An 11,142-nucleotide genomic window follows, 5' to 3' on the forward strand; every position below is an offset into this window, starting at 1 on the left:
AGCGAGCAGGCTGGTCCGACGCCTTCGCCAGATCAATCATCGGCCAAATGCGATAGCCCTACAGGCGAGACGCGCGAGACTTGACCGCGCCGGCCATCCTCCGCACAGTGCCAAACCAGTTCCCCCGACCAACGCAAGACGACAGGTCCGCCATGTCCCGCCTCGCCTCTCTCGCTCTTTCCGTGTCGCTTGGCCTCGGCGCCATCCTTGGCGTTTCCGGGCAGTCCGCAGCGGCAGACTACGGCTCGGCCGTCGCCTACGACGCCGGCATCTGCAGCGAGAGCTGGGTGCTCGGCCGAATCAGCCGCAACTTCCGTCATCAGGTTCGCAACGTGCCGGGGCTGCCCCAGGTGGACATCGTCGATTATTACGGCCTGCGCCTGACCCGCCATCACCCGCAGCGCGAGTTGTGGCCGGTTGCGCGGACCTATTGCGAAGGGACCGTTCGTCTCTCGGACGGCCACGATCGGTCGATCTGGTACTTCATCGAGGGTGGCATGGGCTTTGCGGGCGTCGGCCACAACGTCGAAGCCTGCGTGTCCGGCTTCGACCGCTGGAACGTCTACAACGGCCGCTGCCGCGTCGCCCAGTAAACCGATCGTCGGCGCACGGGCGGCGGCGCCCCGGCGCAGGATTTCCTACTCGCGCCGGACGGTCTTCTTATGACGAAAATCCTGATGTCGAGCGCCTCGCCCTTCGCCAACAAGGTGATGGCAGCCGCAGCCTACGCCAAGATCCCCTTCGAGGCCGTTTCCGTCGACACCAATGCCGATCCCGCGCTGCTGATCGAAGCCAATCCGCTCGGCAAGATCCCGGTTCTCGTGCTCGAGGACGGCAGTTCGGTCCATGACAGCCGCGCGATCACGCAGGAACTGAACCGCATGGCGGGCAACCAGCTGTTCCCGCGCAACGCCGCCAAGCGGCGCGAGGCGGAGCAGCTCGAGGCGCTGGCCGACGGCATCGCCGATTGCCTTTTGGCGCAAGTCTACGAGAAGCGGTTCCGGCCGGAGGAAAAGCTGCATCAGCCCTGGATTGACAGGCAGGCGGCCAAGGTAGCGCGTGGGCTAGACCATCTGAACGGCAACCTGCCGCGTCTCGGCAAGAAGGTGCATGTCGGCCACATCGCGTTGCGCTGCATGCTGGCCTACAACTCGCTCCGGTTCGGAAATGACTGGGAGCGCGGCCGCCCCAAGCTGAAGCGATGGGCCAAGCGTTTCGACGAACTTTTCCCGGAAATCGGCGCGTATCTGCCGCACTGAACCGACGCTGCGCCGAAGCCAGACGGTCATGCAAAAGGCCGGAACCTTGCGGGTTCCGGCCTCTCGTTTTCATGTTCGTTGCGATGTCTCCGACATCGCGCCAAACAATCAGAACTTCATGCCGATGCCGAGCAGGAAGTTGTTCGACTTCGCGTCGACTTCCGTCGCGCCGCCGGAGAGGGCGAAATCGCTCGAGCCGTAGTCGGTGTAGCGGTACTCGCCGCGGGCGAAGACGCGCTCGGTGAGCTTCACGTCGGCGCCGACGCCGGCGGTCCAGCCGTACATCGTCTTCGAATCGGAGACGGCCCCGTCACTGGCCTCGATGCGCGCAACGGCGCCACCGGCGGTGCCGTAGATCAGGATGTTGTCGGTTGCAGCCACACCCATGCGGGCGCGAAGCGAACCATTGAAGCCACGATCGGTGGACGATCCGGCATTGGAGCCATCCGCCCAGTCGTAGCCGACGTCACCCTCGAGACCGTAGACGAACATGCCCGACTGGCCGTTCCAGCCGCCGAAGAGGCTGCCATTGAAACCGTCGGTGTCGATCGAGTTCGTCCCAAGCGGGTAGTTGATGTCGGTGTCGCCCATGCTGTAGCCGCCCATGATACCGGCATAACCGCCAGCCCAGGACGCGACGGGAACCTGATCATACTGGATCGGCTGGGGAGACGGGGGCTCCATGCCAATCACGTCGGCAGAGAATGCGGGTGCTGCGGCCAGCAGCGCGGTGATTCCGAAAGCCGCTGCGGCCGAGCGGCTGATGTTGAAACTGATGGACATGCGTTACTCCTTGCACAGTCTGGAAGGGTTTTGCCCCCCTTCTCGCCTCGTATCGCCGGGGAGGAATTCATGGCGATCCCAAGTGTTCCCAATGTCGTTGCCAAATGCGGCCGAACCGCAGAGCAAAAACGGTCATCCTCCGGCGCGGATATGGCTGGAAAAAGGCGTGACCTTGTTGCAACACCTTGCCAGGAGCATCAGCAAGGCCGCATGTGCGGCGGCAACAAAACGCTGATTTAATTCAAATTTTCAATTTCGGTCTCCGCTTCGCCGACGGCCGTCGAACCGCCATCTCCCCGACCGGACGCTGCGTCAGCGACGGCTTTCCTTCTCGATTTCGCCGCATATATGACTGGAGTGTAAACGGGGGCACGAGATGCACGGGCAAAAAAGAGTCGCGCTGGTCACCGGCGGTGCGAGGCGTATCGGTGCGGCGATTGCCGTCGATCTGGCAGCACACGGCTTCGCCGTGGCCGTGCACTGCAATCGCTCCACGCTCGAAGCAGACGCCCTCGTTGGCCGAATCGCCGCCGCTGGCGGCACCGCGGGGGTTTTTCAGGCAGACCTCGCCAATGCCGACGGCGTGAGTTCGCTCGTTGCCAAGGTGCGGGAGAGGTTTGGGGCGATGTGCCTCCTCGTCAACAACGCCTCCGTTTTCGAGCCCGATTCGGCGCGGTCGCCCGACTGGGCCCTTTGGGACACCCATTTCACCCTCCATCTGAAGGCGCCGGTGCAACTCGCGTCCGAGATGGTGCGAGACCTGCCGGCCGGCGAGACCGGCTTGATCGTCAACATCATCGACCAACGCGTCTGGCGACTCACGCCGCAGTTCTTCTCCTATACGCTGTCGAAATCGGCACTCTGGACGGCCACCCGCACCATGGCACAGGAATTTGCGCCGACCGTGCGCGTCAACGCCATCGGACCGGGACCCACGCTTGCAAACGAGCGCCAGCAACCTGACGACCTTGCCGCCCAACAGGAGGGCCTTCCCTTGCGAAAGGGCCCATTGCTGACGGAATTTGGCAGCACCATACGCTATCTGTGGGATACGCCGTCGATCACCGGCCAGATGATCGCTCTCGACGGCGGCCAGCACCTTGCCTGGCAGACCCCGGATGTGACAGGCATGCGTGAATGAATCGACCGAACGTGCACAACGCCTCTCTTCCGGACGGACGAAAGGATGCGCCGGCGACGGCGGGCGACGAGATCGCCGGCATCCTCCCCGACGACGTCGCGGAGGACGAGGACAACGACGAGATCGAAGCAGAGCCTGTCGAGCCTGATCTCGGCGGATATGTCTGGGATTCCGCGTCCGTCGACGCCGAAGGCAAGTCGGGCACCGAGGTCATCGCGCATTTCGTCAAGCGGCTTCCCAACGCGCCCGGCGTCTACCGGATGATGAACGCGGCCGGCGACGTGCTCTACGTCGGCAAGGCGCGGAGCCTGAAGAAGCGCGTCACCAACTACGCCCAGGGCCGTTTCCACACGCAGCGCATCGGGCGCATGGTGCGAGAGACGTCGACTATGGAGTTCGTCGTTACGCGCACCGAAATCGAAGCGCTGCTGCTGGAAGCCAACCTCATCAAGCGGCTGCGGCCGCGCTACAACGTGCTGCTGCGCGACGACAAATCGTTCCCTTACATCCTGCTGACTGGAGATCATGCCGCGCCAGGCATCTTCAAGCACCGCGGCGCGCGCTCGCGCAAGGGCGACTATTTCGGTCCCTTTGCGTCGGCAGGAGCCGTCGGGCGTACGATCAATGCGCTGCAACGGGCCTTTCTGCTGCGGAGCTGCACCGATTCCGTCTATGATGGGCGCACGCGTCCCTGCCTTCTCTACCAGATCAAGCGATGCTCGGGCCCGTGCACCGGGGAGATCGACGGCGCGGATTATGCCGAGCTGGTCAAGGAGGCAAAGGACTTCCTCTCGGGGCGGAGCCAGAAGGTCAAATCAGAAATCGCGGGGGCGATGCAGGAGGCATCGGAAGCCCTCGATTTCGAGCGCGCCGCCGTGTTTCGCGATCGTCTTTCCGCGCTCAGCCACGTGCAGAGCCACCAGGGCATCAACCCGCAATCCGTCGACGAGGCCGATGTCTTCGCCATTCATCAGGAGGGCGGGCAGAACTGCATCGAGGTGTTCTTCTTCCGGACCGGGCAGAATTGGGGCAATCGCGCCTATTTTCCCAAGGCCGACCCGGCGCTCGAGCCCGCCGAGGTGCTTGGTGCATTCCTCGCCCAGTTTTACGACGACAAGCCCTGCCCACGGTCGATCCTGCTGTCGCATGACGTCGAGGAGCAGGCCTTGCTCGCCCAGGCACTGGCCACGCGCGCCGGTCACAAGGTGACACTCGGCGTGCCCCAGCGCGGCGAGAAGAAGGGCATCGTGGACCACGTGCTGCAGAACGCACGCGAAGCCCTCGGGCGCCGGCTGGCGGAAACGTCGTCGCAGACCCGCCTGCTCGCCGGCGTGGCGGAGACGTTCGGACTGGCCAGACCGCCGCGCCGCGTCGAAGTCTACGACAATTCGCACATCATGGGGACCAATGCCGTCGGCGGCATGATCGTGGCTGGCGTCGAGGGGTTCGTGAAGAACCAGTATCGCAAGTTCAACATCCGCTCGACCGACATCACACCGGGCGACGATTTCGGCATGATGCGCGAGGTGATGGAGCGTCGCTTCTCACGTCTTCTGAAGGAGCATGCGCCTACCGAGGGTGAACCTGCCGCTGCGACCGCCGACGAGGCCGAAGACGGCGCCGCCTTTCCCGCCTGGCCCGACCTGATCCTGATTGACGGAGGCGCGGGCCAGATGTCGGCGGTTCGCAAGATGCTCGCGGAACTCGGCATCGAAAACCGCGTGACCGCCATCGGTGTGGCGAAGGGCGTGGATCGCGACGCCGGACGCGAGCGGTTCTTCGTGGCGGGACGGGAGCCCTTCATGCTGCCGCCGCGCGATCCCGTGCTCTATTTCATCCAGCGCTTGCGAGATGAAGCCCACCGCTTCGCGATCGGCTCGCACCGTGCGAAGCGCAAGAAGGAGATGGTGCGCAGCCCCCTCGACGAAATCGGCGGCATAGGACCTTCGCGCAAGCGCGCACTCCTGCATCATTTCGGTACTGCAAAGGCGGTGGGTCGCGCCGCCATCGAGGATCTGATGGTGGTGGACGGCATATCCGCCGCCATGGCGCGACAGATCTACGAGCATTTCCACGATAATGGATGATTCCCGGTCTGGTCCATCGTTCGACCCGGTCTAACGGTTGACCCATACCCGATCCATCTGGTTTGACTAGCCCGGCACGGACCAACGTGGAACGACATGGCCAAACGCGCTTTCAATCTGCCGAATCTCCTGACCTACGCGCGCATCCTCGCCGTGCCGCTGATCGTCGTTTGCTTCTATCTCGAAGGGCGGACTCGGCCGACCGACTTCTGGCGCTGGGCTGCGTTCTGGATCTTCGTGGTCGCGAGCATCACCGACTATTTCGACGGCTACATCGCGCGGATCTGGTCGCAGACGTCGAACATCGGCAAGATGCTCGATCCGATTGCAGACAAATTGCTGGTTGCAGCCGCGCTGCTGCTGCTTGCCTTCGATCGGACGATCGACAAGTGGTCGCTGTGGGCAGCCATCATCATCCTCTGCCGCGAGGTGCTCGTCTCGGGATTGCGCGAATATCTGGCGGAGTTGAAGGTCAGCGTTCCGGTCACTCGGCTGGCCAAATGGAAAACGACGATGCAGCTGGTGGCAATCGGCTTCCTGCTTGCCGGACCCGCCGGTGAACTCGTCTTCCCTTGGACCATCGAGGTCGGCATCACGCTGCTCTGGCTGTCGGCTCTCGTGACGCTCTATACCGGTTGGGATTACTTCCGTGCCGGGATGAAGCACATCATCGACGAGTGACGGAGACTGCCATGAAGCTCGTCTATTTCGCCTGGGTACGCGAACGCATCGGGGTTTCCGAGGAAGACCTCGCCCTTCCGCCGGACGTGGCGACCGTGAGGGATCTCCTCGCCTGGCTGCGCGGCCGAGGCGAGGCCTACGAGGCGGCGCTGCGGCACCCGGATGTGATCCGGGTCGCGATCGACCGCGAGCATGTCGACCATGGCGAGCGACTCGCCGGAGCAACCGAGATCGCGCTCTTCCCGCCGATGACCGGAGGCTGATCATGCCGGTCGACCCGATCGTGCGCATTCAGGCAGACGATTTCGACCTGGCTTCCGAAGTATCGGCGCTGACGACGGGGCGCGGCGACATCGGTGCGGTCGTGACTTTTTCCGGCTTGTGCCGCGATGAAGCAGGGACACTCTCCGCGCTGGAACTCGAGCACTATCCAGGCATGGCGGAAGCGGAGATCCTCAGGATCGCAAGGCAGGCGGCCGAGCGGTGGCCCCTGACGGGGCTCGTTGCGATCCACCGCCACGGCAAGATCAGGCCTGGCGAGAACATCGTACTGGTCGTCGCTGCGTCGTCTCACCGCCAGGCCGCGTTCGAGGGAGCCTCTTTCCTCATGGACTTTCTCAAGACACGGGCTCCCTTCTGGAAGAAGGAGCATAGGATCGACGGGACGGAGGGCCAGTGGGTGGATGCCAAGGAAGTCGACGATCAAGCGGCCGCACGCTGGGAATCAGGAAAGATCAGCGATCGTTAACCTTCTCCGGAGACGGGAATGTCCCGTTAGCACAATCGCAAATACCTTCGACGACGCTGGAGAGCAATATACCAGCATGACGAGGTGTTTGGATTGGCCGCAGACGCCGCATTCGATTTCGTAGGCATCGGGCTCATCCTGTCATGCGCCCTCGCGATCGTCATGGGCGTCATGGCGACGGGTTATCGCACTCAATATCTCAGCGCCATGGAAGAGCGGGCCAATACGCGGGGGCTCATCGAAAACCTCTCCGAAGGTGTCTATCGCTCCTCGCTGGATGGCCGGCAGATCAGCGCCAATCGAGCGCTCGTCAGGTTGAATGGCTACGACAGCGAAGAAGAGATGCTCGCCTGCGTCAACGACATCGGTCGCGAATGGTATGTCGATCCGCGCAGACGAGACGAGATCCGGGCCCTGCTGGAGCGGGACGGGCGGGTCGAGAACATCGTCTCCGAAATCTATCGGCACAAGACGCGCGAGCGCATCTGGATCAGCGAGTCGTCCCGTCTCGTCCGGCACAAACAAACGGGAAGGCCCCTCTATTATGAAGGCTCCGTTCGCGAAATCTCCGAAACGGTCGCCCGCCTGAAGCTCGAGGAAACCTTTCGAAAGCTGACAAGCCATCTCCCAGGCGCCTTGTTCCAGTTCCAGACGCGCGAGAACGGGCGACAGGTCGCGGTCGAGTATGTCAGCATCGGCTACTACGGCATTGTCGAGATATCACAGGAGGAAGGGCTTTCCGGCGACTTCCTGCTGTCCAAACTGGTCCATCCCGATGACATCACGGGCTATATGGAAGGGTTCCGCCAGGCGGTCGAGGGCGGAACGCTTCTGGACCACGAGTTCCGCATCGTCACGCCGCGCGGCAACGAGAAATGGCTGCGCATGACCGCCCAACGGGAGACCAGCCCCGATGGTGAAGGCGGAACCTGGTATGGCTACATCTCCGACATCTCCCTGCGCAAGCGACAAGCCCTGGAGATCGAAAAACTGGCCTATTTCGACCCGCTGACGGGCCTGCCCAACCGACGCATGTTCGTGGACCGGATGACCGAGACGATCCACCAATGCGAACGAAGCGAGACGAAGGGCGTCCTCCTGTTCGTCGACCTCGACAATTTCAAGTCGCTCAACGACACCCAGGGGCACGACGTCGGCGACGCCTACCTCGTCGATGTCGCCCGACGCCTCAAGGCATGTGTCCGGCCCAACGACATCGTGGCACGAATGGGAGGGGACGAGTTCGTGATCGTCCTCGAAACCACGTCAACGGAAGAAGCGGTCGCCTCGGCGCTGGCGATCGCCACCGGCAGCCGGATCATGAGTTCCCTCCGCGAGCCATTCAGGCAGGGCGAATTACGGCACAATTCCTCGGCCAGCATCGGCATGCTCGTCTTCGACGGCAAGGCTTCAACTCCCGACGAACTTCTCAAGCGAGCCGACATCGCGATGTATCGCGCCAAGGCGTCCGGCCGCGACGCGATGGCTTTGTTCCAGGCCGAGTGGCTGGATGGCGAGGCGGAACGCTTCCTGCTTCTGGCAGAGCTGCGCAAGGCGCTCGCCGAGGGAACGCTGTCATTGCGGTACCAGCCGCAGATGGACCGACACCAGCGCGTGGTCGGCGCCGAAGGCCTGCTGCGCTGGCATCATCCAGTGCTTGGCGCGATTGCGCCGGACCGCTTCATCCCGTTGGCCGAACAGTCCGGGATGATCCATTCGATCTGCCGGCTCGTCCTCGGCCAGGCCGTTCGCCAGCTGGCGGACTGGAGCACCGACCCGTCGACCGCCGGACTGCGGCTGTCGGTGAACGTGAGCGTGCAGTCCTTTGCGAATGGGCCGATCGTGGACCACCTGATCGAGCTGATCGAGACATACGGCATCGACCCGGCGCTGCTGACGCTGGAAATCACCGAGCATGTGACCGCGGGAGACAAGGTCGAGATCGGCCGGAGGATGGGCAGACTGAAGGCACTGGGCGTTCGCTTCGCGCTCGACGATTTCGGGACCGGCTACTCATCGCTGTCGCGACTGAAGGGGCTGCCCTTCGACGAACTGAAAATCGACGGCAGTTTCGTCGCCGACATCGACAAATCGGAAGAAGATCAGGCGCTGGTCCGCACGATCCTTGCCATCGCGGGTACGCTCGACCTGAAGGTCGTGGCCGAGCACGTGGAAACGAAGGCGCAGCAGGATTTCCTGCTTTCGGCGGGTTGCCATCGTTTCCAGGGCTATTTCTACGCTCCCGCGATAACTGCGGCGGAGTTCGAACGCTTCGCAAGAGAAAACGGGGCGGAACGATCGCTCCACGCCGCGGCACCGGCCCGCCTGACAGCCTGAGGGGCATCTCTCCCGAAACGCAACAAGCCGCCCAAGGGGCGGCTTGCATGGATTGCGTGACAGCCCAGCAGGACCGCCGGTCGAAGCTCAGCCGACGATTTCGATATCGGCGAACCAGTACTTGATTTCCTCGGCCGCCGTTTCGGGCGCGTCGGAGCCATGGACGGAGTTCTCGCCGATCGACAGGGCGTGAACCTTGCGGATGGTGCCTTCGGCGGCATTGGCCGGGTTGGTGGCGCCCATCACTTCGCGATTCTTCGCAATGGCGTTCTCGCCCTCGAGCACCTGCACGATGGTCGGGCCGGACGACATGAACTCGGTCAGTTCCTGGAAGAAGGGACGCTCCTTGTGCACGGCATAGAAGCCCTCGGCTTCCCGAAGGCTCATCCAGACGCGCTTGGACGCGATGACCCGCAGGCCTGCATCCTCGAGCATCTTGGTGATCGCGCCGGTCAGGTTGCGCCGGGTTGCATCAGGCTTGATCATCGAAAAGGTGCGTTCGATCGCCATCGTGGATTCCTTCGTGTGCAATTGGGAAAGTCGCGGCTCTATACCGTCCGCCCCGACGAATGCCAAGGGTCAGCGAAAGCTTGATGAAGGCGATGGGGGAAGAGTGTCAGGCCGCCGCTGGCACCCGAGCCCCCAGCCCGCCATGCAGCGCGAGACAGCGTTCGAACCAGTCGCGGATGGGATCGTCCCCTGCAAGGGCCTGGTATGGAGAGACGACGCGCGCGAACTGGAAGGCGCCGAACACGATGTAGTCCGAAAACAACGGTGATGCGCCGCCAATGAAGGGCTGATAGGTCAGCATGCTGCGCAGCGGCTCGAGCGAGGCGCGAAATCCGGCAAGCCGGTCATCGCGGTCGAGTGGAACCTCCTCGATCGGCTTGCCGAAACGCGGCTCCCGGGTGCGACGAAAATGTGCCTGATCCTCGGGAGCCAGGCAATCGTGGATCTCCATCAGGATTGCCGTGCCCAGAAACGGATGGATGGTCAGTTGCGACCAGCGTTCCACGAACCGGGCCATCGCCTTGCCGCCTTCCCCGCCAAAAAGCGTCGGCCGGTCCGGATAGGTCTCTTCGAGGTACAGCGCGATGTCGAAGGAATCGGAGACGAGTGTCTCGCCGTCGCGGATCAGCGGCACGATCTTGGTGGCGCCACCCTCGAGCGCCGGAATCTGCGTGAAGGGCGCGGGCATCGAGGTGAATTCGAGGCCCTTGTGCGCCAGCGCCATCGCCACTTTCCAGCAGTGTGGACTGAACGGACGGCCGGTGTCGGCGCCAACGAGATCATAGAGGAGAATAGGCATTGGATCACGCGCTCCGTGGATGGTAACAGGGCGACCGATAGAGCCCGGTTTCGCTACGAATGAAAAGATGATGAAGCGCCATTTCCAGATGCTCGCCGCCTACAACCGTTGGGCCAATGGTCAGTTGTACGATGCGGCCGCCAATCTGACGGACGAGGAGTTCGGACGAGACGTCGGGGCCTTCTTCACCTCCATGATGGGGACGTTGAACCATGTTCTCGTCGCCGACCGCATCTGGCTCAAGCGCTTCACCGCGGACGGCGAGGCCCCGCGAGCGCTCGACGCGATCGTGCACCCCAATCTGGGCCCGCTCCGGCTGGCGCGCGAGGCCGAGGATGAACGGATCTGCGGCTGGATCGAAGCTCTCGACGACGCAGCTTTCACGGGACGGTTCACCTACATTACGGTGACCGACATGCGACGGGTGAGCCAGCGGCTCGCTCCCGCGCTGACGCATTTCTTCAACCACCAGACACACCACAGGGGGCAGGCCCACACGATCCTCTCGCTGCTGGGCAAAGCTCCACCTTCCCTCGACATGATATATTTCCAGCGCACGGAAGAGGGGCGCGACTTCGCCTGAACTGCAGGCCGGATTTCCGCCCCTTCCCGCTCCTCCACCCCAGACCCCCTAATTTAGCGAACCGTTAACGAATTCGCCGTTCACACCGGAACCATGCTCGACCTCGCCGGTTGCACTTCCGACGGGACATACCGTCGGTTGTATCACTCGCAAGGAAGGAGCAGATCATGATCCGGTTACCAGCAGTTACAGCAACCCTATCGGCGGCGGCAGT

General features: G+C 63.1%; 12 protein-coding genes. 9 read left to right on the top strand and 3 right to left on the bottom strand.

Features of this window, described 5'->3' with window-relative positions; all coding sequences use genetic code 11:
* Positions 1–152: 152 nt before the first annotated feature.
* Together EJC49_RS13175 and EJC49_RS13180 are read left to right on the top strand one after the other, a co-directional pair.
* The gene (locus EJC49_RS13175) at positions 153–593 is read left to right on the top strand and encodes a hypothetical protein (RefSeq protein ID WP_126700400.1); all 441 of its coding nucleotides are present in this window, start codon (positions 153–155) and stop codon (positions 591–593) included.
* Positions 594–662: 69 nt separating this feature from the next.
* Positions 663–1,259 (top strand): glutathione S-transferase family protein, encoded by a 597-nt coding sequence (locus EJC49_RS13180; RefSeq protein WP_126700401.1) that lies wholly within the window; start codon positions 663–665, stop codon positions 1,257–1,259.
* Positions 1,260–1,367: 108 nt separating this feature from the next.
* Here the strand turns inward: EJC49_RS13180 and EJC49_RS13185 are convergent, their stop codons facing one another.
* On the bottom strand, positions 1,368–2,042 hold the full coding sequence (locus EJC49_RS13185; protein ID WP_126700402.1) for an outer membrane protein: 675 nt from the start codon (positions 2,040–2,042) through the stop codon (positions 1,368–1,370).
* A gap of 376 nt (positions 2,043–2,418) precedes the next feature.
* Between EJC49_RS13185 and EJC49_RS13190 the strand changes: the two genes are divergently transcribed.
* From EJC49_RS13190 to EJC49_RS13215, 6 genes are all read left to right on the top strand, one after another.
* Entirely contained in the window at positions 2,419–3,183 is a 765-nt protein-coding gene (locus EJC49_RS13190; protein WP_126700403.1) for an SDR family oxidoreductase, read from the top strand.
* Entirely contained in the window at positions 3,180–5,270 is a 2,091-nt protein-coding gene (uvrC, locus tag EJC49_RS13195; RefSeq protein WP_126700404.1) for an excinuclease ABC subunit UvrC, read from the top strand. The genes EJC49_RS13190 and uvrC overlap by 4 nt, the downstream gene beginning before the upstream one ends.
* Before the next feature lie 96 nt (positions 5,271–5,366).
* Entirely contained in the window at positions 5,367–5,951 is a 585-nt protein-coding gene (gene pgsA, locus EJC49_RS13200; RefSeq protein WP_126700405.1) for a CDP-diacylglycerol--glycerol-3-phosphate 3-phosphatidyltransferase, read from the top strand.
* An 11-nt stretch (positions 5,952–5,962) separates the two neighbouring features.
* A complete protein-coding gene (gene moaD, locus EJC49_RS13205) occupies positions 5,963–6,214 on the top strand; it encodes a molybdopterin converting factor subunit 1 (RefSeq protein WP_126700406.1) in 252 nt (83 codons plus the stop codon).
* 2 nt (positions 6,215–6,216) lie between these two features.
* Positions 6,217–6,699 (top strand): molybdenum cofactor biosynthesis protein MoaE, encoded by a 483-nt coding sequence (locus EJC49_RS13210; RefSeq protein WP_126700407.1) that lies wholly within the window; start codon positions 6,217–6,219, stop codon positions 6,697–6,699.
* A gap of 93 nt (positions 6,700–6,792) precedes the next feature.
* Positions 6,793–9,036, top strand: coding sequence for a putative bifunctional diguanylate cyclase/phosphodiesterase (locus tag EJC49_RS13215; protein ID WP_126700408.1), 2,244 nt, complete (start codon positions 6,793–6,795; stop codon positions 9,034–9,036).
* Between the two features lie 87 nt (positions 9,037–9,123).
* On the opposite strand, the gene ndk is transcribed toward EJC49_RS13215, so the two are convergent.
* Together ndk and EJC49_RS13225 are read right to left on the bottom strand one after the other, a co-directional pair.
* Positions 9,124–9,546: a nucleoside-diphosphate kinase gene (gene ndk / locus EJC49_RS13220; RefSeq protein ID WP_126700409.1), complete on the bottom strand. Its 423-nt coding sequence runs from the start codon at positions 9,544–9,546 to the stop codon at positions 9,124–9,126.
* A gap of 106 nt (positions 9,547–9,652) precedes the next feature.
* On the bottom strand, positions 9,653–10,345 hold the full coding sequence (locus EJC49_RS13225) for a glutathione S-transferase family protein (protein WP_126700410.1): 693 nt from the start codon (positions 10,343–10,345) through the stop codon (positions 9,653–9,655).
* A 70-nt stretch (positions 10,346–10,415) separates the two neighbouring features.
* On the opposite strand from EJC49_RS13225, the gene EJC49_RS13230 reads away from it, so the two are divergent.
* Complete coding sequence (locus tag EJC49_RS13230) at positions 10,416–10,928, top strand: DinB family protein (RefSeq protein ID WP_126700440.1); 513 nt, start codon at positions 10,416–10,418, stop codon at positions 10,926–10,928.
* Positions 10,929–11,142 lie beyond the last annotated feature (214 nt).

Origin of the sequence: Aquibium carbonis, assembly GCF_003970795.1 — a bacterium.
GTDB classification, from domain to species: Bacteria; Pseudomonadota; Alphaproteobacteria; order Rhizobiales; family Rhizobiaceae; genus Aquibium; species Aquibium carbonis.

What these genes read in the sequence shown, in the direction of transcription:
- uvrC (WP_126700404.1), top strand. Translation starts at nt 3,180, where the DNA reads ATGAATCGACCGAACGTGCACAACGCCTCTCTTCCGGACGGACGAAAG.
- moaD (WP_126700406.1), top strand. Translation starts at nt 5,963, where the DNA reads ATGAAGCTCGTCTATTTCGCCTGGGTACGCGAACGCATCGGGGTTTCC.
- EJC49_RS13180 (WP_126700401.1), top strand. Translation starts at nt 663, where the DNA reads ATGACGAAAATCCTGATGTCGAGCGCCTCGCCCTTCGCCAACAAGGTG.
- EJC49_RS13175 (WP_126700400.1), top strand. Translation starts at nt 153, where the DNA reads ATGTCCCGCCTCGCCTCTCTCGCTCTTTCCGTGTCGCTTGGCCTCGGC.
- EJC49_RS13185 (WP_126700402.1), bottom strand. Translation starts at nt 2,042, where the DNA reads ATGTCCATCAGTTTCAACATCAGCCGCTCGGCCGCAGCGGCTTTCGGA.
- EJC49_RS13225 (WP_126700410.1), bottom strand. Translation starts at nt 10,345, where the DNA reads ATGCCTATTCTCCTCTATGATCTCGTTGGCGCCGACACCGGCCGTCCG.
- pgsA (WP_126700405.1), top strand. Translation starts at nt 5,367, where the DNA reads ATGGCCAAACGCGCTTTCAATCTGCCGAATCTCCTGACCTACGCGCGC.
- EJC49_RS13190 (WP_126700403.1), top strand. Translation starts at nt 2,419, where the DNA reads ATGCACGGGCAAAAAAGAGTCGCGCTGGTCACCGGCGGTGCGAGGCGT.
- ndk (WP_126700409.1), bottom strand. Translation starts at nt 9,546, where the DNA reads ATGGCGATCGAACGCACCTTTTCGATGATCAAGCCTGATGCAACCCGG.
- EJC49_RS13210 (WP_126700407.1), top strand. Translation starts at nt 6,217, where the DNA reads ATGCCGGTCGACCCGATCGTGCGCATTCAGGCAGACGATTTCGACCTG.
- EJC49_RS13230 (WP_126700440.1), top strand. Translation starts at nt 10,416, where the DNA reads ATGAAGCGCCATTTCCAGATGCTCGCCGCCTACAACCGTTGGGCCAAT.